This is a genomic window from Corallococcus terminator (assembly GCF_049194865.1).
GTDB lineage: Bacteria > Myxococcota > Myxococcia > Myxococcales > Myxococcaceae > Myxococcus > Myxococcus terminator_A.
The window spans coordinates 69,066-89,201 of record NZ_JBLZWL010000082.1 but is presented as its reverse complement, the minus strand read 5'-3'; the positions used below and the strand labels follow the sequence as shown (position 1 = coordinate 89,201).

The 20,136-nt window shown below is 69.6% G+C and carries 13 protein-coding genes; 2 read left to right on the top strand and 11 right to left on the bottom strand.

Translation table 11 applies throughout. The features are described from left to right. Window positions 1-28: 28 nt before the first annotated feature. From ACN469_RS25960 to ACN469_RS25930, 7 genes are all read right to left on the bottom strand, one after another. Window positions 29-1,756: a Kelch repeat-containing protein gene (locus ACN469_RS25960; protein ID WP_498771827.1), complete on the bottom strand. Its 1,728-nt coding sequence runs from the start codon at window positions 1,754-1,756 to the stop codon at window positions 29-31. 44 nt (window positions 1,757-1,800) lie between these two features. Beyond that, entirely contained in the window at window positions 1,801-2,385 is a 585-nt protein-coding gene (locus ACN469_RS25955) for an imm11 family protein (protein ID WP_498771826.1), read from the bottom strand. Between the two features lie 24 nt (window positions 2,386-2,409). Further along, on the bottom strand, window positions 2,410-3,180 hold the full coding sequence (locus tag ACN469_RS25950; RefSeq protein WP_498771824.1) for an AHH domain-containing protein: 771 nt from the start codon (window positions 3,178-3,180) through the stop codon (window positions 2,410-2,412). A gap of 15 nt (window positions 3,181-3,195) precedes the next feature. Continuing rightward, on the bottom strand, window positions 3,196-5,712 hold the full coding sequence (locus tag ACN469_RS25945) for a TIGR02270 family protein (protein ID WP_498771822.1): 2,517 nt from the start codon (window positions 5,710-5,712) through the stop codon (window positions 3,196-3,198). 18 nt (window positions 5,713-5,730) lie between these two features. Next, complete coding sequence (locus ACN469_RS25940; RefSeq protein WP_498771820.1) at window positions 5,731-6,261, bottom strand: DUF6484 domain-containing protein; 531 nt, start codon at window positions 6,259-6,261, stop codon at window positions 5,731-5,733. A gap of 22 nt (window positions 6,262-6,283) precedes the next feature. Beyond that, window positions 6,284-6,748, bottom strand: a complete 465-nt coding sequence (locus tag ACN469_RS25935) for a DUF4150 domain-containing protein (RefSeq protein WP_498771818.1) — start codon at window positions 6,746-6,748, stop codon at window positions 6,284-6,286. 75 nt (window positions 6,749-6,823) lie between these two features. Further along, window positions 6,824-7,885, bottom strand: a complete 1,062-nt coding sequence (locus ACN469_RS25930) for a DUF2169 family type VI secretion system accessory protein (protein ID WP_498771816.1) — start codon at window positions 7,883-7,885, stop codon at window positions 6,824-6,826. Window positions 7,886-8,226: 341 nt separating this feature from the next. Between ACN469_RS25930 and ACN469_RS25925 the strand changes: the two genes are divergently transcribed. Then, complete coding sequence (locus tag ACN469_RS25925) at window positions 8,227-10,470, top strand: M4 family metallopeptidase (protein WP_498771815.1); 2,244 nt, start codon at window positions 8,227-8,229, stop codon at window positions 10,468-10,470. Window positions 10,471-10,555: 85 nt separating this feature from the next. Here the strand turns inward: ACN469_RS25925 and ACN469_RS25920 are convergent, their stop codons facing one another. Together ACN469_RS25920 and ACN469_RS25915 are read right to left on the bottom strand one after the other, a co-directional pair. Further along, window positions 10,556-16,327: an AAA family ATPase gene (locus ACN469_RS25920; RefSeq protein WP_498771813.1), complete on the bottom strand. Its 5,772-nt coding sequence runs from the start codon at window positions 16,325-16,327 to the stop codon at window positions 10,556-10,558. A gap of 100 nt (window positions 16,328-16,427) precedes the next feature. After that, window positions 16,428-17,393 carry a gamma carbonic anhydrase family protein gene (locus ACN469_RS25915; RefSeq protein WP_498771811.1) on the bottom strand — a complete coding sequence of 322 codons (966 nt, stop codon included), beginning with the start codon at window positions 17,391-17,393 and terminating at the stop codon, window positions 16,428-16,430. A 390-nt stretch (window positions 17,394-17,783) separates the two neighbouring features. Here ACN469_RS25915 and ACN469_RS25910 point away from each other — a divergent pair, with 390 nt between their 5' ends. Further along, a complete protein-coding gene (locus ACN469_RS25910; protein WP_498771809.1) occupies window positions 17,784-19,205 on the top strand; it encodes an MATE family efflux transporter in 1,422 nt (473 codons plus the stop codon). Between the two features lie 28 nt (window positions 19,206-19,233). On the opposite strand, the gene ACN469_RS25905 is transcribed toward ACN469_RS25910, so the two are convergent. Together ACN469_RS25905 and ACN469_RS25900 are read right to left on the bottom strand one after the other, a co-directional pair. Continuing rightward, entirely contained in the window at window positions 19,234-19,653 is a 420-nt protein-coding gene (locus ACN469_RS25905; RefSeq protein WP_498771807.1) for a VOC family protein, read from the bottom strand. A gap of 21 nt (window positions 19,654-19,674) precedes the next feature. Next, the gene (locus ACN469_RS25900; protein WP_498771805.1) at window positions 19,675-20,088 is read right to left on the bottom strand and encodes a hypothetical protein; all 414 of its coding nucleotides are present in this window, start codon (window positions 20,086-20,088) and stop codon (window positions 19,675-19,677) included. Window positions 20,089-20,136: the final 48 nt, after the last annotated feature.

Sequence of the window (20,136 nt, the reverse complement as noted above, 5' to 3'; positions counted from 1 at the left end):
CCTTCGCGTGAGGGTGTCGCCAGCGGGCTCACGTGTCCCTCAAGCGCATCAGCCAGAGGCGCTTCTCCGGCTGTGTATAGCAATGCTCCGCGAAGTCCCGGAGGCGCTCGTCGTCCTGGAAGTGCAGTCGGAGCTGCCCACGCGTGAGGTCTTCGAGCTCCTTCCGGGAGGTTTCGGAACTGTTGTTGCCGGCTTCTTCAAACGTATGGGCCACCACCTGGAACCGTGATGTCACCGCGATTCCCCGGGCCAACAGCCCCGCGCTGATGGCCTCGGCCGCGTCATGCCAGGCCAGCCGCCACAGGAGTCCCGGGAGCTGGTTCCGCTCCGACAAGGAGAGCGCCTTCTTCAGCGAGGGATGTCGCTTCACCAGCGCCGCTCGCACCGAATCCCGTTCGTCGACGTTCGGCGGAATCGAAGAGCCGTCGCGGGCAGGGTCGAACTCGAGCTGAACCTCGCGGCCCTCCACCACTGCGATGGCCTGCTCCGGCCAAAAGGCCAGGAAGTCGTGTAGCAGTCTCAGGGACTCCACCTGCTCGCCCTCGGCGAGCACGGAGGCCAGACGCTCGATGGCCTCCGTGGCGACGGACTGGGCGAAACCGTCGAAGGAGTAACCCGGGGCCGTTGGTTTTTTCGCTGCCCGGGTGGACCGCGCCGGCTTTGCCGTCTGTGTCGCCGGTGCCTCGGGAGTCGACGCGGGCGAGGACATGGGGGCCGTCGCCACCCTCGCCACCCCCCAGAGCTCGGCGGTGTCACGCAGTTCGAATGGACTCGCGGCGTAGCCACCCGCGAGGAAAACCCGGCCATCCTCCAGCAGTGTCGCGGTGTGCTCGCAGCGACCTGCTTCGAGGTCCGTCCCTGGGAGCCAGCTCTCGTCTTCGGAAGACCACAAGAAGGTCTGCGCGAAGCACGACGTCGGCTCACCCTGTCCCCCCGCGAGCAGCACGCGCCCATCCGGCAGCAACGTGGCGGAGTGGTTTCGTCGTCCCTCCGGAAGAGGGGCGAGGAGTCTCGTGCCCTGAAGCGCCGCGTCCAGCAGCTCCACCTGCGCCAGGAAGCCGTCACACGTCCCGCCCACGAGGAGGATGCGGCCGTCTGGAAGCAGCGTGGCGGTGTGGCCCTCTCGGGCCTGGGCCAGCGACACGACAGGTCGCCACTGCTGCGTGGCGGGCTCCCAGACCTCGCTCGCTGCCAACGTGGTCGCGGAGCGGTTGCTTCCGCCCAGCATCAGCACGCGCCCGTCTGGAAGAAGCGTGAGGGTGTGAAGGCTCCGCGACTCCAGCGGGGCTGGACACAGGTCCCAGCGACCCGTGGTCGGGTCCCAGACTTCCGTGGGAGCGCTCCTCGAGCCACCGCCCACCACCATCACGCGACCATCGAGGAGGAGCGCGGCGGTGTGTTGGTTGCGTTCTTCCGACAGGGCTCCGGTGGCGGTCCACTTCCCTGTTTTCGGGTCCCAGAGCTCCGCGCTCGCCAGCGTTCCTTTCGCGGGATTGCTACCGCCGGTGACCAAGACGCGGCCATCCCCCAGCCGTGTCGCCGTGTGATTCGCGCGAGCCATGCCCAGGGGCTTCACCGGCGTCCAGGTGCCTGTCGTGGGAGACCAGACAGTGGCTTCCTTGAGATGTGACTTCGATGGAGTGGGGGAGGGCGTCTTGCCGCCCAGCAACAGGACCTGGCCGTCGGAAAGAAGCGTGGCCGTGTGGCCGACCCTCGCCGCGCCAAGAGGTTGCAGGGTCTTCTGGAGAGGGGGCACGTGAGGGCCTCGGTGCTTCGAGCGATGAATGAAGGAGCCTATGCTCAGCGCAGGTCGACGGACTCCCCCAGCTCCAGGTACTGCGCTCCGGTGACACCTGCCTGCTCCAGCACCGACCGCAGGTCATCGCGGATGATGAGCGTTGTGGGCTGGCTGGCGATGCGGAACAGCTTTCGCGCCGGGTCGATGCGCTGCGTGTCCAGCTCCAGCTTCGTGATGCGTGCGTACGTGCCAGGTTTCGTGGCCGAGCGCCGGCCTTCGGTCCGCGCTTCATCCACGCAGGGCACCGTGCCCACCACGTTCGCGATGTAGCACTCCTTCGAGGCCACACGTCCCTTGTGGTTGAGGAGCGTGAAGGGGAGGAACTCGATGTCCACGCCAGAGTGCTCTTCCAGCAAGGCCTTCAGCCGTGCCGTCACCATCAAGTAGTTCAGTGCGTTCTGCAGCACGTCCGTCACCTGCATTCCCCGCACATCCGCCGTCATCTGGAATCGGATGCCCGAAGGATAGGCCCCTCCCATGCGGGTGCCCCGCGCCGGCATGTCGATGCGTTCAAACGCATCGAGAAAGTCATGGATGGCGCACTGCTCGGGCTCGGCCGTATCGCTAAGGATGAAGTACGAAGTCATGGGGGGGTTATACCCAAGGACGTCTCAGGTGCCCGACAGCAGATTGCGCATGGAAGCGATAGGAGTATCGTCGATGACGGCAGAGAGCTTGGCCTTCGCTTTCTTGGCACCGAATTTGACGATTTCGTCGTACTCCGCTACCTCCCAGTCTACCAGCCGGGTCTTCAGATTGCCCGCCGTTTCAGTGGTGAGTTTGTGGTCCTGGGCTTGCTCGAGGATGTCCTGCTTGAGCCCGGTGATCTCCTTCTTCACGTCTGTGATGTACTTGGGATGGTTGTCGGGATGGGCCGGGAGCATCAGCGCATCGGCGTGCGTGTCCAGGCAGGGGAGTATGATGAGGTTCTCCCCACTGTTGAGATTGTACGTCGCCTCTTGGAGCAGCTTGAGGTCGTCGTAGCCAAGTTGCTGGAGCGCATCGAACGGCATGATGTGGTGATAGTTGTGATTGAACGGGATGTAGCCGACCTTGTAGTTCCTTCCGATGAACTTCCAGGCATCCTTGTTGGTTCGAGGGTCCTCCGGGGTGCGGTAGTTGCTGATCAGGTTTTCGAAGCCTATCTTGAGCTCGCTGCTTGGGCCCATGCGAAGGCGCGCGGCGTTCTCGGGCAGCGTGAAGTCCAGTTCGTATCGCGCCTGCTTCGCGCCGCCATCGGCGTTGGCTAGATAGCCCTGATATCGGTAGGCGCAGGTGTTCTTCCTGAACTTGCCCTGGTGCTTCGTCACACAGCCCTTCTTGTGGGACTCGTCGGCAGGAAGGTCCTTGATGTGTTTGGCTGCGTCGTCACTCTGGGGCATGGGCTTCCCTCGAGGTCAGGGTTGGTCAGGGGCTCGGATGCTCAGGGCCGCGCGGGTGCCGGTTTCGGCCCAGAGCCAGACAAGAATGGCGGGAGAGGGAGCATAGCCTCGCGCGAAGGCGCGTGCCGCCATGCACAGGCTGAGCACACCCGTCGCCGCCCCGGTCTCTCCAAAGTGGAGCGCGGGATGCCAGTCCGGGGCTCGACGCACCGCGGGGACATCCAGCCGCACCAGCGCTGAACCCCAATCGCGGGCCCGGGCCGCCGCGCCCGTGAGGTGTCCGATGACGAGCCCTACCTCGCCTTGCTCCCCGCCCCGCTGCGCCAACACCTGGGAGAGCGCCCGGGACAGGGCCTCGCCCGTGGCCACCGCCGAGGTGGGCTCCCGCGCCTGGGCCATGGCGTCGATGTGCGCATGGACTTGTGCTCCACGCCGCCGCGCCGCCAGCGTGGTCTCCACCTGGAGGAAGGCCGCGCCCTCGCCGGGGACCAATCCCACGGCCCGGTCCGGCGTCTTCACCATTCGCAGCATCTCCAGTGCCCCCACCGACTCCGGCTCCACCCACGAGTCGATTCCTCCCACCAGACACCGGTCCACCTTGCCTGACAGCAGGGCCTGTCGCGCCCACTGGAGCGCACCGTGCAATCCCGGCGCGTCCTCGAAGAACAACTCCACATGCTGGACTCCACCGGGCACGGGTGTCGCCTCCAGCAGCCGTCGCGCGAGCGAGGTCTCCATCGCGTGCCGGACCCCATCCGCGCGAGTGGGCTGGTCCGCTGGTGGCCTGGCGCCAGAGGCCTGCTCAAGCTCGGCGCGCTCTGCCTCCGCCAGAACCGCTCCGCTCGACAGGACGAGCAGCAGCGCCGTGCGAGGCGCGGGGCCTGGAGTCACGGGTTGCTGGCGCAGCAGGTCCGCGAGCGCCGCCGAGCCCAACACCACCCGGCGCGCCGTCCCTCGAAACCCGCGCGCCAGCCAGTCCACCGCGTGCCCGGACACAGGCAACAGCTCGCACGCGTCTTCGTCCCAGACCGTGACGTCTTCCAGCGAGCAAGGGCGAACCAGGCTCGCACGCGCCGCCGCACAGCCGTCCACGACGCCGTCACCCAGCGTGGACACCATCCCGAGTCCGGTGATGGCCAGCGACTCCGGTGATACGCGACGCGGGTGATACCGGGGAGACACCCAGGGCTCCAACGCGGGCGAGGTCCGCGCGGGACGGGGGATGCCCTCGCCCAGCATCGACTCCAGCGAGCGCGTGGCGTGCTCCTCGTTCATCCCCACGAGCCCCGCCAGCTCGCGGCGCTGACGGAAGGCCCACCCCTCCAGCGTCACCTGCCGCGCGCCCCTCGTGCGGATGGCCAGCTCCAGGCTCAGCGCCGCGCGCCCTCGCGTGGGTCCCTCGGCCAGCGCATACGTCAGCCGCTCCCAGCCGAAGGGACGTCCCCACAGGTAGCGCCCGCGCCGCTCGAAGCCTCCTCGTGCCTCCGCCCACCAACGTGCCACCTGACCCGCGTTGGGAACAGGCAGGCCCGCGTCGGGTGACGTGTCGTCCTCCGCGCCCTCCTCCGGCTCGGGCGGGGTGAGGACGAAGGGCTCGGCCCACATCAGTCCGGTGATGCCGCTGAACGCCTCGCCCGCCAGCGGGGCCAGGGCCTCGTCGGACATCAGTCCGAGCAGCGCGTCGGCCGCGGCCACCCTGCCGGTGATGCCCAGCGCCCGCACCGCGGCGGGCCGAAGTCCCGGCACCTTCAGCGCGGCGAGCAGCGGCTCGAGCTTCTCATCCGTGTCGCACGCCATGGCCCAGAGGCGCGCCGCGGCGGCCCAGCCCGCGTCGGCGGTGGACTTCACCCGCTCGCCACACGCCACCCACGCCCCCCGGAGGTTGCGGACCATCCCCACTTCCAGCGCCGTGTCCCGCACCTCGGCGTTCGAGGACGCGAGCAACACCTCCAGCGCGCTCGGCTCCACGGGCACGGCCAGCCGCCGCGCGGCCTGGAGCGCGGCGAGCACGACAGCGGGCGCCTCGTGGCCGAGAAACGGCTCCAGCCTCACGTCCTTCGACCGGCCTCGGAGGGCCAGCACCCGCAGCAGGCAGCTCGCCACGGGTGGTGCCACGCGGGACAGGCGGGGCGGAAGCAACGCCTCCAGGTCCACGCCCGGGGCCAGGGCCAGCGCGTGCGTCGCCCCCTCGCGAGCGACGGCCTCTTCCGACTCCAGCCAGGACAACACCTGCTCACGCGCGGCCTCGGCGCCGGAGGCGAGCAGCGCGTACGCGGCGCTGAAGACCCGTCCCTCCTCCTCGGCGGCGCTCGCGGGCTCGAGGAGCGCCTGGGCCACCCGAGGGCCTCCGAGCACCAGCGCATCCAGGTGCGCGAGCAGCCGCGCCTCCACGGTGTCCGCCACCCAGGGGAACAGCACCTGGGGCGAGGTCGCCGCCGCGCGACGCTGGTCCCAGAGGAAGGTCGCCTCCTCCAGGTGCGTCTCGAAGAGCTCCATGGGCGTGAAGGGGCCGCTCGGCGTCGAATCACTCATGGAGCCCCCGGTGCGTCGTCAGTTGATCTCCACCGCGCCACCCTTGATGCGATTGATGCCCGAGGCGCGAGTCTCCACGGACTTGCCCTTCACCAGAATCTTTCCATTGTGGCGCAGGGTGATGCTCGCCTCGCCGCACTGGAGGACGATTTCATCCTTCCCCTCGATGATGACGCGCTTGCCGTCGACACGCGCCTCGAACGGCGGACGCTCGGCGGGCGCCTGCTCTTCCAGGACCGCGTCAATCAATGGCGTCAGGGGCATGTCGTGGATGAGGCCCATGATGAAGGGCTTGCCCGGGTCTCCGTTCTCGAAGAGGAGCACCGCCTTCTGCCGCGTGGACACGGCGACCCGCACGGCGTCCGCGTCGAGCGCGACGGCCAGCCGGGCCGCGACGGGCCCCGTGGGGTTGCCCTCGAAGTCCACCAGCAGGGTGCCCGAGCCATCACGGCCCGCGACCCAGCCTGAGCGGCTGCCGAGGATGGGCTCGGTCGTGGAGGGCCCGGTCGTGCTGGGGCGCGGCGCCTTGCCGCGAGCGTGGGAACTCATGAGCGACGTGTCTCCAAGAGGGCTAGAGCTTCTTCCTGCACACCAGGCAGTTGCAGTCCTCCTTCGAGCCACCCATGGCGACGACGGGACCCTGCATGACGGGAAAGGGCGGCGTGTTCTTGTCGTTGTGGAGCATCAGGTCGAAGGCACGCGCCACGTTCTTCCCCTCGAACTTCACGTCGAAGGAGTAGTTGATGAACTCCGCCTTGCCCTTCGTCTTGCTGGAGGCCACACCGCCGCCCGCCGTGCCCGCCTCGTCCCCGCTGCTTGTCTTGAAGTTGGAGTCCTTCACACACACCGGATTGCCGGCGACGGACACCTTCTGTGTGCCTTTGTCGGTGTCGGAGGACTGGGCGATGTTGGGGTAGGGGATGGGGACGGGGCCCGCGGGACTCGGCGTCTTGCAGACGTCCGGAAAGGCCGTGGTGATGCCCCCGCTGTCCTTGGTGACGACAGACATCTTGTTCACACCAGTGTTGACGGGCATGGCGTCCACCTCCCCAGAAGTCGCAGGATACCGCGCGGAGGGCGCCCGGCGCGAGGCCACCCCCAGTCAGGCCTCTCAAGGCGTGACGCGCACCCCCCGCACGTCATGCAGTCCATCCCCCAACAGGACATGCCCGCGCCACAGCAGCGTCACCTGTCCCGCGTCCGCATCCAGGATGACGGTGTCCAGGCGCATGGGTGGGTTCGCGTCCTCCGCGCCCGCCAGCTCCACGGTGACGACGGGCGGGGCCTGTCCTGGCAGCGAGAAGGCCAGCCGCCCCTTCGGCGACGCCCCGGCGATGATGACCGCTTCGTCTCCCTTCAAGTACCCCGGCGCCACGAGCCCTGGCGCCGCCGCGTTGAAGAAGCGCCGGTCGAAGTCCTTGGGCAACAGCGGCTTGCGCGTCTTGCTCCACGACTCGTCATACGTCCCCGCGTACTTCGCCCGAGGCTGCCAGTCCGGTGACGTGAAGCCGAACCCCATCGGCGTCACCCGCTGCCCCAGCTCCCGCAGAGGCTCCGCCGGGTCCTCCAGGTTGGGTAACCTCAACCCCTCCTCGAAGTGCCTCGCGCTGGCGCGAAAGCCCAGGCCCACCGGGTTGCGCGGCTCGAAGGCGGGCTTCGCCGGGTCCGTCTTGTCCCAGCCACCGAAGGCCCGCTCCCACAGCAACGGAATCCGTTCAAAAGGCAGCGGCTTCGTCGCCGACACCCGCCCCAGGCTCCGGAACCACGTGCGCTCTCCCAGCACCCGCACCGCCTTCTTCAGCGGCCCCACCTGGAGCGCCACCAGCACCTCCGTGTCGCCCTTTCGCTGCGCGCACGCATGGCCCAGCAGCACCACGTCCGTCGCTGGCTTGATGAACGCGCCCTCCACCTCGTAGCGGTAGCTGGACTCCCCCGGCTCGCCCCAGGGCTCCCCCTGCCAGCTCACCTTCGGCTGCTCCTTCACCAAGGAGAGCCCCGCCTCGCCCAGCCCGTAGGTCGCCTTCGCCACCAGCAGGAGCAGCGGACGCCCCTCCTCGTCGCAGAGCCCCATCCAATCCATGGCGAACGGCGTCTGGTTCTCGAAGGTGGGATGCCCCATGGCGCGCGCCCCCAGGCACAGGGCAAGCCGCCGCGCGCCGGACAGGTGCGTCACTGTAGCAGGCGCACCCGCTTCGAGAAGGCTCCCCGTCCCGGTGAGGCCTCGCGCGGGCCGTCACAGGGCTTATTCCCGCGACATCAATTCCTCTCAAGTGACGTTTGAATTCCTGACAACTCCCACCGTGTTTCAGGCAGGGTCGACTTCTACCGCCCACTTCTCCCTGTGAGTTTTCACCCCGCATGGAGGTTGGCCATTTCTTGCTCACCAAGGAAAATACACGTAAATATGATTTACAAAATGTGCATTGAAATATATCGAAACACGAATTCGTCATTTTGAATTTGAAATCCTGATTCCAGGTGTGTCACGAATATCCGGTCTTTTCACCGGAGGTAGTGCGTTTGGCTCATCGAGTCCTGAAGACGATTGGCGCGGCTTGGCTGGGAGTAGCGCTCACGGCGTGCGGCACCGTGGAGTCCACGGGAGAAGAGACGAAGGCTCCCGACTCGAAGTCCGAAGGAGACATCCAGGGCTCGCTCGGGAAGCTGCCGAACGCGGGCGTGGTGGACGCGTACGCTGATGGCATCCCCTCCACGGTGGTGGGTGAGCTGGGCAAGGTGGAGCGCACGCTGTCCGCGCTGTCCGTGGGCCACGCGGCCTTCGCGGCGGCTCCCGCCCTGGCGAACATCGCCCCGGTGTTCCGCCTCAGCGCGGACGACATGTTCCTGAGCAGGGCCCGCACCGACGCCCAGGGCAACCAGCACCTGCGCTACAAGCAGACGATGAACGGCCTGGAAGTGGTGAACGGCGAGCTGCTCCTGCACGTCCGCCCCGACGGCCAGGTGTACGCGGCCAACAGCTCCGCGCGCGGCGGCAAGAGCCTGTCCGCGGTTCCCCGCGTGGACGGCGCCCTGGCGGCCCGTGCGGCGGCGAACGCGACGGCCGGCAGCGGCATCACCACCGAGGGCGAGCCCAAGCTCGTCTACGTGCGTGACAACAACGAGCAGCTCTTCCTCGCCTGGCAGGTGCGCGTCGTCGGCACCCAGGTGGAGGGCATCCCCCTGGTGGACGACGTGTTCGTCGACGCCCGCGGCCAGGCCGGCGTGGTCGCGCGTCACCCGCGCATCCACTCGGCGCTCAACCGCCGCGTGTACTCGGCCAACAACGGCAGCACCACGCCGGGCACCCTGAAGCGCAGCGAGGGCCAGGCCGCCATCGGCGACGCCCACGTGGACCAGAACTACGACCAGCTCGGGTACACGTACACCTGCTACCAGGCGCTGTTCGGCCGCGACTCCATCAACAACGCGGGCGCCACGCTCATCAGCACCGTTCACTACGGCAACAACTACGTGAACGCGTACTGGGACGGCACCCAGATGGTGTACGGCGACGGCGACGGCGTGAACTCCATCGAGCTGGGCAAGGACGCGGACGTCACCGTCCACGAGCTGACCCACGCCGTGACGGAGAACGAGTCCAACCTCACGTACTCCGGCCAGTCCGGCGGTCTGAACGAGGCGATGTCGGACACCTTCTCCGCCATCTGCGAGAGCCGGATCTCCGGCACCTGGAGCACCGCGGCCGCCATCTGGATGATTGGCGAGGACGTGTGGACGCCGGGCACGGCGAACGACGCCCTGCGCTACATGGATGACCCGAAGAAGGACGGCGCCTCGCTGGACTTCGCCTCCGACTTCACCTCCAGCACGGACGTGCACTACAGCTCGGGCATCCCCAACCTGGCGTTCGCGCTGCTCTCCAAGGGTGGCCTCCACCCGCGCAACCGCTCCACCATCAACGTGCCGGCCATCGGCGTCGAGAAGGCCGCCCGCATCTGGTACAAGGCCAACACCGACCTCTACACGGCCTCCACCACCTTCGTGCAGGCCAAGGCGTGGACCATCCAGGCCGCCGCTGACCTGGGCTACGACCAGGCCACGCAGGACGCCGTGAAGGCCGCGTGGGAAGCGGTGGGCGTGGGCGTCACGGTTCCGCCCCAGCCGTCCACCCCGCTGACCAACAACACGCCTGTCACGGGCCTGTCCGGCAGCACCGGCAACCAGAAGTTCTACAGCCTGGTCGTCCCGGCCGGCGCCACGAACCTCAAGTTCACCCTCGCCGGTGGCACGGGTGATGCGGACCTGTTCGTCAAGTTCGGCTCGCAGCCGAGCAGCAGCACCTACGACTGCAAGTCGGAGAGCAGCAGCAACGCGGAGACGTGCACCATCACCACCGCCCAGGCGGGCACCTACCACGTGCTCATCAGCGCGTACGCCACCTACTCCGGCGCGACGCTGACGGGCTCGTTCAACACGGGCACGCCTCCCACGGGCAACGTGCTGCAGAACAACGTGCCGGTGACGGGCCTGTCGGGCGCCGCCAGCTCCGCGGCGAACTACACGATGGCGGTGCCGGCCGGCCGCGCGGTGACGTTCTCCACCAGCGGTGGCACGGGCGACGCGGACCTGTACGTCCGGTTCGGCGCGGCCCCCACCACCACCACCTACGACTGCCGTCCGTACCTGTCGGGCAACGCTGAGTCCTGCACCCGGACCAGCACGACGGCGGGCACGTACTACGTGATGGTGCGTGGCTACTCGGCCTACTCCGGCCTCACGCTGAAGGGCGTGTACTAGTCCTTCACGTCACATCGCTGGACTGAAGCAAGCACCCGGGGGCCTCGTGGCGGCCACCCGGGTGCTGTCTTTTTGGGGCCCTGTCTCACGCGGGCGTGTCGGCGGGCCCCGAGGTGAGCAGCTCCACGGTGAAGGTGCTGCCCTCCCCGGGCGTGCTCTCCACGTGGAGGGTGCCCCCGAGCGCGGTGACCACCTCCCGCACCAGGTGGAGCCCCAGCCCCAGTCCGCCATAGGCGCGCACGGAGACGGCCCGCTCGAAGCGCTCGAAGATGTGGGGGAGCCGGTCGGCCGCGATGCCGATGCCCTCGTCCTTGACGCTCACGTGGACGACGTCCGCGGCGGCCCAGGCGCGCAGGGTGATGGGCTTGCCCGGGCCGAACTTCAGGGCGTTGGAGATGAGGTGGACGAGCACCTGCCGCAGTCGCGCCGCGTCCCAGCGGCCGACGAGCGGCCCTGGCTCGATATCGAGCCGCAGCTCGCAGCCGGCGCGCTCCAGGGGTTCTTGAAGGCGACGGGTGACGGCGTCGATGACCTCGCGCAGGTCGACGCGCGACAGGTGCAAATCCAGCCGCCCCGCCTGGAGCCGGGAGATGTCGAGCATCTCCTCCACGAGCGTGGCCAGCTTCAGGCTCTGGCTGTCGAGCGTCCGCAGGCCCCGGATTGCGACGGGCGGCAGCCCCTGGGGCGTGTGCCGCAGCAGCGTCTGCACCATCAGGCGCAGGGAGGTCAGCGGCGTGTTCAGCTCGTGTGAGGCGACGCTGAGGAACTCGTCGCGCAGGCGGATGGCATCCTGGGACTCGCGGTAGAGGCGGGCGTTGTCGATGCAGACGGCGACGCGGCGGGACAGCTCCTGCGCCAATCCCAGGTCCACCTCGTTGTAGCGGCGGCCGGGGGTGTCGGAGATGAACGTCGCGACGCCCAGCGTCTTTCCTCCGGCGATGAGCGGCACGTGCATGGCGGCCCGGGTGCCCAGCTCGCGCATGCGCTCGACATAGCCCGGGCCGCGGCCGTGCTCGTGCAACATGAAGTCGGTGACGTCCGCGCGCAGGAAGGGCTGGCCCGTGCGCAGCGCGTGGATGAGGGCGGGCGGAGACGTCCAGTCGATGGGGTACTGCTCCAGCAGCTCGCGCAGGAGGGCCTCCTTCGCCGGGTCCACGTGGGCCACCGCCAGCGTGCGCAGCGTGTCGCCCCGCTCGACGACGGTGAGCATGCACCAGTCCGCGAGGAAGGGGACCACCAGCCGCATCGCCTTCCCGAGCGTCTCCTCCAAGTCCAGCGACTCGGCGAGCGCGAGCCCGGAGTCCGCCAGGAAGCGCAGGGCCCGCTCCGCGCGGCGACGCTCCTGCACCTCCACGCGGAGCTGCTCGAACAGGCGGCTGTTCTCCAGGGAGATGGCGATTTGCGACGACAGCGTGCGCAGCACTCCCACGCGCTCCGGGGTGAAGGCCCGGGTGGCCAGGTCGTTCTCCAGGTAGAGCACGCCCACCGCCTTGCCATGGCGCTGGATGGGGATGGCCAGCGCGGACTTCACGGCGCGCCGGATGACGTAGGCGTCCCGGGTGAAGCGGCCCTGGTGCGCGGCGTCCGCCAGCACCAGCGTCTCCCCGGTGCGAAAGGCGTGCTCCAGCAGGGTGATGGGCACCTGACTGGCGTGGGCCAGGGGCGTGCGCTCCAGGCTGACGGGCTCGGAGATGGCGCCGACAGCGCGCACCCACAAGGCGCCCGTTTCGTCCAGGACGAGCGCGCCCCGGGTGGCGCCCGCCGCCTCGAAGCACACCGCCATCAGCTTCTCCAACAGCCGGTCCAGCACCACCTCGCCCACCAGCGTCTCCGACGCCTTGAGCAGCGTGAGCAAGTCCAGCGACGCGCCGGGCGCATCGGGGCTCGTCGGCGTGACGCCTGGCTCGCTCCACGCGCGGTCCACCAGGGACTTCAGCTCCGGGAACTCCTCCTCCAGCAGCGCCACCTTGGCCTGCGCGCCCCAGCGCGTGTAGCAGTCCAGGGCCGCGCGCAGGTGCAGCGTGGCGAAGCGCTTGTGGTGGAGGTGCTGGTGGAACCTGCCCGCCAGCTCGTTCGCCAGGGCCTCGTCCTGCAGGAAGCCCTGGGTGTGGGCGCCGTCGATGGCGCTGTCGTACAGGTGCATGGCCTCCAGGGGTCGCCCCTCCAGGCGGGCCACCTCGGCCGCGACGAGCTGGTGCTTGTGGCGGAAGTTCTCCGGACACGTCCGGGCCCAGGCGCCGAGCCGGCGCTGGTTGTCGTCCATCATTCCCAGCATCGCGTCCTTCTCCGCGGGCAGCCGGGTGGCGCGCGCCGCCAGCGTCAGCGACGTCAGCAGGTTGAAGTCGACGTTGCGGAAGAAGCCCTGCGCGAAGTGCTCGTAGGGCAGGGCCTCGCGCGACATCCGCAGCGCCTCGTCGAAGTCACCCAGCACGTACGCCACCAGCAGCCTCAGGAGCGCGTGCAGGTAGATGCTGGTCTGCGCCGCCTGTCCGGAGGCGAGGAAGTCCCGCTCGTTGAAGTCGTCGTCCTCCAGCCGGGCCAGCTGGTGGGTGCGGCCCTGGAGCGCGCGGATGGCCTGACGGGTGAGGGTGGACACGTCCACCATCACCTGGACGCCCGCGCGACGGGCGAAGGACAGGCTGGTGTCGATGGAGCCCAGCACGCGCACCAGCTCCGTGCCCATGGCCAGCTCGGTGGAGACGACGGTGGATAGCGCGTAGCTGGTGAACTGGAGGTCGCCGCTGGCCAGCCCCGTGGTGACGGCGCGGCGCAGGAGCGACAGGCTGGTGCGCAGGGGCGCGCGCCAGTGATTGATGTTGAGCGTCAGCGTGATGAGGGCCCGGCACTCCTGGCGCGAATCCCCCAGCCGCCGCGCCAGCGCCACGCCCAGGTGACACCAGGAATAGGCGCTGGTGGGGTTGCCCTCGCTGGCGAGCATCATCCCCTGACACGCGTACACCGAGGGGGCCCAGCGCGAGTTGCCGTGCTCCAGCGTGAGCGCGAGGGCGAGGGTGTTGAGATAGGAGAAGAGGTTCGGGTCCACGAAGAAGGCGGGCGTGACGAGCTCCGACAAGAGCTGCACGCACGCCAGGTGGCGCGGGTCCTCCATCAGCGGCGCGTCCAGCAGCTCCTCCACCGCGCGCCCGCGCAGCAGGTGCTCCACGCGCGCCCGCTCGGCGGCGAGCGCCTGGGCATGGCCATACTCGGGCAGCTCCAGCCCGAACAGGAGCAGGCCCTCCCGGCCCGCGCGCAGGGCCTCCGCGTAGTGGCCGTTCATCAGGAGGGCCAGCACCTGGAGGACATACAGGTCCACCTTGCGCGGCGCGGAGGCGGCGTGCTCGTGCGCGGTGCGGAGCAGCTCCTCGGCCAGCTTGCCGTTGCCGGACAGGTAGGCGCACTCCGCGGCCTCCTTGTGGACCTGGAATATCTGCTCGTGTCGCCGGGGCCAGTCCTCGGGAGGAAGCAGGGACAGGCCGCGCGTGAGATACACCAGCGCCGCGCCGAAGGCCGACGCCTCCTTGGCCTTGAGCCCCGCGCGGAAGAGCAGCTCCGCCAGCGACTGGCGCTCCTGGGCGCAGCTCAGCTTGCGCACGCCGAGCGAGAGCTGGTCCACCACCGCGAAGAGGCGCTCCTCCAGCACGTCGCCTCGCGCCCCGCGCAGCAGCTCGCGCCCCGCCGCCAGGTGCAGCGACTCGCGCTGGTCCTCGGTGAGCAGCGAGTACGCGGCCTGCCGGACGCGGTCATGCGCGAAGCGGTACGCGGCCTCCGGCGTGGTGGCGTCCTCCGTGCGGCCCCGCGAGCTCGGGGGCTCGTTCTCCGGGATGAGCAGCCCTTCGCGCAAGAGGCTCCACAATGCGGACGCGGTGTCCTCCGCGCGCTCCTGGACGAGCGCGGACAACAGGCTCAGCTCCACCCGGTCTCCCAGGCAGGCGGCGACCTCCAGCACGTACTGCGCATGCTCCGGCAGCCGACGGATGGCGGCGAGCATCAGCTCCACCACGTTCTCCGTCACCTCCACGCCCCGCAGCCGCTCCAGCTCCCACGTCCACGTGCCCTGCTCCAGGTCGAAGCTCAGGAGCCCGGACGAGTGGAGCATGCGCAGCAGGCGCGTGAGGAAGAGCGGGTTGCCCGCTGTCTTGTTCAGGAGCAGCTCGGCCAGGGGCGCCACCTCCAGCGGCTCGCGGCGGAAGGTGTCGGCGCACAGCGCGGTGATGGCGTCGACGTCCAGCGGTGCCAGCTCGAACGGGTGCGCGGGAATCGCGCCTTGCTCCTCGAGCGTGCGCAGCAGGCGCGACAGCGGGTGCTCGGGGCCGACCTCCTGGGCGCGCCAGGCGCCGATGAAGAGGACGTGCAGCGAGCCGGGGTCTCCACACAGGCTCTTGAGGAGCTGGAGCGAGCCGGGGTCCGCCCACTGGAGGTCATCCAGGAAGAGGATGAGGACGTGTCGGGGCGTCGCCAGCGCCTGCACGAAGGACTGGAAGAGGAGGTGGAAGCGCGCGGAGGCCTCCACCGGCCCCAGCTTCGGTGGCAGGGGCTGCGGGCCGAGCAGCTCCTCCAGCGCGGGGATGACGTCGCTGATGACGCGCGCGTGGGGCCCCAGGGCGCCGAGCAGGCGCTGACGCCAGATGTCGCGCGCGTCGGGGGCCTCCTCCAGCAGCTCGCGCAGCAGCCCCTGGAACGCCTGGACGAAGGCGGAGTAGGGCACGGTGCCCTGGAGCTGGTTGAACTTGCCGGTCAGCAGGTGGTCACCGCGAGCGGCGTCGCGGGCCAACTCGTGCACCAGCGCGGACTTGCCGATGCCCGCGGCGCCCGACAGGAGCAAGAGCTCGCTGGTGCCCTGTCGCGCCCGCTCTCGCGCCGCGCGCAGCTCCACCTGCTGGGGCGCGCGGCCATAGAGCCGCTCGGGGAATGAGAGCTGGCGGGCCAGGTCCAGCCGTCCCAGCTCGAAGTCGCCCGGCAGGTCGGTGCCCTGGCGGCGGCGGACCTCCTGGAGGTCCGCGAGGAGGGAGTCGGCGCTCTGGTAGCGCTCCTCGGGCATCTTCGCGAGCAGCTTGAGGACGATGTGGGAGACGACGGGCGGGACGGAGGGGTTGGCGAACGCGGGAGGCACGGGGGGCCGGGCCAGGTGCGCGTGGACCAGCTCCACGGGGTCCGCGGACGTGAAGGGCGGCAGGCCGGTGAGCAACTCGTAGAACGTCGCGCCCAGCGAGTAGAGGTCGGCGCGGTGGTCGATGAGGCGGTTCATCCGCCCCGTCTGCTCCGGGGCGATGTAGGGCAGGGCCCACTGCAGCTCCCCTGGCATGTCCCCCGAGGGCGTGAGCCCGGAGACGCGCGTGGCGAGGTCGAAGTCGATGAGCGTGAGGTGATGGCCGGTGGCGCTCATCACCATGTTGGTGGGGTTGAGGTCGCGGTGGATGACGTGTTGCTGGTGCAGGCGGGAGAGGATGCCTCCGAGCTGGAGGGCCAGCTCCATGAAGACCTCCAGCTCCACCGGCTTGCGCCGCAGCCACTCCTGCAGGTTGTGCGGCCCCGCGTCCTCCAGCACCAGGGCGAGCGGCTGCGAGGGCTCCTCGGCGAGCGAGACGACGCGGGCGATGTCGGGCACCACGTCCCGCAGCTCGCGCAGGAGCGCCTCTTCATGGCGCAGCATGGGCCCACTGCCGGCGGCGAGCGGCCCCCTGCGAATCTGCTTGATGACCAGGGGCTTGCCGTCCTGCCCCCACGTCCGCATCACGACGTAGCGACGCCCGCGATGGATTTCCTGAAGCCCTTCGGTGCCCGGCGCCTGCCACATCTCGCCCTCGCCGTGAAAGCCCTCCGTCCGGCGCCACGCGTCCGGGCCCAGCGGCCCCGCCACGCGCGGCTTGCCGCTGCCCTCACGATTTGGACGGAGGGGCCTGGAGGCACGCGCGGCGACATGCGGCCCGCCGGGGCCTCGCACGGCTCGCCGGGTGTGCTCAGCTCACGCGGCGCAGCTCCGGCAGGTCCTCGGGCCGCAGCGCCCAGACAGGCGCGGGCGGCAGCGCGGAGAGGAAGCCCGTCTGTACCGCGGGAAAGCCATCCACCTGGGCCGCGTCCGGGAAGAGCGTCCCCGCGCGCACCAGGCTGCCCGCGCCCACCATGCAGCCCCGGCCCAGGCGGCTGCGGTCGCAGAGGATGGCGCCCGGCTCCACCACCGTCCCCGCGCCCACGAAGCAGGCGTGCACCAGGCAGCCCGGTCCGATGAAGACCCCGTCCTCGATGACGAGCGTGCCACCCGGCTGCAGGTGCACCACCGCGTTGGCGTGGATGCGCACGCCCGCGCCGATGCGCAGCGGGACGTGGGACTCGCCCACGATTCTCACGCCGGGGCCGATGATGGCGCCGGGGCCGATGAGCACGTCGCCCGTCACCTCGCAGGAGGAGAACAGCGTGGCGCTGGGGTGGACGAGCGGGTGCTTGTCGCGGAAGGAATAGAGCTGACCCATGGGGGCGTCCTCGGCGCGATCTCTCGCGAAGAAAGGTGTGAGGGGTTGTTCGGGCAGGGAGAGCGTGCCGCCGCGCGCCGTGCGCAGGCGCTCCAGGTCTCCGGTGTCGACGCGGCGCACGACGCGCGCGGGCCGCCCCACGACGACGGAATCGGAGGGCACCCACATGCCGGAGGGCACGAGCGTGCCATCCGCCACCAGGCAGCGGTCTCCCAGCTGTGCGCCGGGCATGAGGATGGCGCCCGCGCCCACGTCGCACAGGTGGCCCGCGGACGCGCCGAGCACGAGACTTCGAGGACCCAGCGCCGTCTTCTCTCCCACCGCGACGGGGAGTCGGGCCGAGCCGATGACCACGGCGTTCTCGCGGACCGAGGAGCCCGCGCCCAGTTGAACCGCACCATCCGGAGAGCACACCACCGCGCCTTGTGCGACGTGGACTCCCGGTCCCAGGTGCACGCGTCCCAGTACGCGAGCACTGCTGGCCAGACGGAAATGCGCGGCACCTTGACTGGGCTCGAGGGGGGCCGCCACACGAGAAGAGCTAGTCACCATGAGTGCGCACAAGCTACACCTCGGCTCGCGACGGAAGGACGGCCCGGCGGCGCTGGATGGGTGTTGAAGGCATGACGGCAAGCCCCTCGGTGCTCCGTCTCCGGTACAGGGTTGACGACGTCCAGGCACGACCGCCCGGGCATGAAGTACAGGGCGCCGCCTGCTCGGCTGCTCAACGGACCACCGCGCCCCTCCCGTGCCCGGGGTCAGCCGCTGGCGCGGGCGCGCGTCCTGGACGGAGCGGCTCCTTCCTGACAGAAGGGCGCGGGTTTCGGGCGGCTTCGGAGGCTGGAAATGTCGGAGGTGGAAGTGCCGTCGTCGTCGGGGCCCGTCGTGGGGCTCTGGGCGTCGCTGAAGGAAGCCATGCACGGCACGGAGCGGGACCTCACGGGCCTGCCGGTGAAGCGAGCCATCTTCCTGCTCGCGGTCCCCATGGTGCTGGAGATGGTGATGGAGTCCATCTTCGCCGTGGTGGACGTCTTCTTCGTCGGGCGGCTGGGCGCGGATGCCGTCGCGACGGTGGGCCTGACGGAGTCGCTGCTCACCATCATCTACGCCGCGGCGGCGGGGCTGAGCATCGGCGCCACCGCGATGGTGTCGCGCCGCATCGGTGAGAAGGACCCGGAGCGCGCCGCGCGCACGGCGGTGCAGGCGATTGGCCTGGGGGCGCTGTTGGCCATTCCCATCTCGGTGGCGGGCGTCGTCTTCGCCCGGCCGCTGATGGGGCTGATGGGCGGCTCGCCGTGGGTGTTGGAGCAGGGCGTGCGCTACACGCAAGTGATGCTCGGCGGCATGGGCAGCGTGCTGCTCCTGTTCCTCATCAACGCCATCTTCCGGGGCGCGGGCGACGCGGCCATCGCCATGCGCGTGCTGTGGCTGGCCAACGCCATCAACATCGTCCTGGCACCCATGCTCATCTTCGGCGTGGGGCCCTTCCCCGAACTGGGCGTCATGGGCGCCGCGGTCGCCACGACGTTCGGCCGGAGCTGCGGCGTGGTGTATCAGCTCTACCGGCTGGCGCGTGGCAGCGGGCGGCTCCAGGTGCGCCGCGAGCACCTGCGATTGGAGCCAGGGACGATGCTGGCCATGCTGCGGCTGTCCGGCGCGGGCACGGCGCAGTCACTGGTGAACACCACCAGCTGGGTGGTGCTGGCGCGCATCGTCGCGACGTTCGGCAGCGCGGCGGTGGCGGGCTACACCATCGCCATGCGCATCGTCCTCTTCGCGCTGTTGCCCTCGTGGGGCCTGGCCAACGCGGCGGCCACGCTGGTGGGACAGAGCCTGGGCGCGAAGCAGCCGGAGCGCGGTGAGCGCGCGGTGTGGACAGCGGGCGCCATCAACGCGGTGTTCCTGGGCTCGCTGGGGCTGTTGTTCTTCGTGTTCGCCCGGCCCCTGGTGGGCAGCTTCTCGCCCGACGCGGAGGTGGTGGACCATGCGTCCCACGCGCTGCGCATCATCAGCACGGGCTTCCTCTTCTACGCCTTCGGCATGGTGCTGACGCAGTCCTTCAACGGCGCGGGTGACACCGCCACGCCCACCCTCATCAACATCTTCTGCTTCTGGATGTTGGAGCTGCCGCTGGCGTGGGTGCTGTCGGGGCCCGCTGGCATGGGGCCCTCGGGCGTCTTCCTGGCCCTCACGGTGGCCTTCTCCGTGCTCGCCATCGTCTCCGCCGTCCTCTTCCGGCGAGGCACCTGGAAGCTCCGCCAGGTGTAGCGGAGCCTCCCCCGGTGTGGCGCGGGGCTCAGGCTCCGTGCGCGCCGCCCAGCGAGGCATCCCAGAAGGACGCCTCCACCTTGTGGCCGTCCGGGTCCCTCACGAAGCAGCCGTAGTAGGGCTCGCCGTAGAGGGGACGCGCGCCGGGGGCACCCTCGTCGAGGCCTCCCGCCGCGAGCGCGGCCTCGTGGAAGGCGTGCACCATCTGCTTCGACGCGGCGATGAAGCCGAAGTGTGTGCCATTGCCGACGTTGGCGCGCTGCCCGTCGAGGGGCGTCTGCACCCAGAACTCGGGGAACTGCTTGCCGTAGGCCACGGCGTTGGGGAAGTCGAGCACCCGCTTGCAGCCGAGCGTGGCGAGCACCTTGTCGTAGAAGGTCACCGCGCGGGCGAAGTCATTCGTTCCGACGGAGACGTGGGAGAGGATGCTCGGGTTTTCATCGCTCATGGGGTTCCTCGAGTCCTTGCTTCAGGGGCAGTAGGGGCAGGACGGCATGCCCGGATTATCAGCCTGGAGCTGTGCGTACACGCGGCAGTTGTCATCGCGCTTCGACGTGTTGCCCTGGCAGCCGTAGTGGTACGCGGCCTGACAGAAGGTGGACGACTGCGCGTCCGCCGACGGGCCCGAGTACGGGCTGGTGCACGCGTTCGAGGTGCCACCGCACTCGTCCGGGTCATCCCTGAGCTCCGAGTACGCGCACGAGCTGCCATCCCCGTACGCGGCGCAGGTGCTGTCGGACGGGCACCACTTGCAGGCGTTGGCGACGTAGTCGCTCGCGCAGGCGCCGCAGGTGGAAAGCTCGGCACAGACATCCTCCTCGGTGCAGGCGGACAGACCGAAGGACAACGCGAGGAGCGCGAGCAGGATGGCGAGACGTGACACGGTGACTCCGAGTACCGGGGGAACCCGGGATTTTTGTCGGAGCCTCTT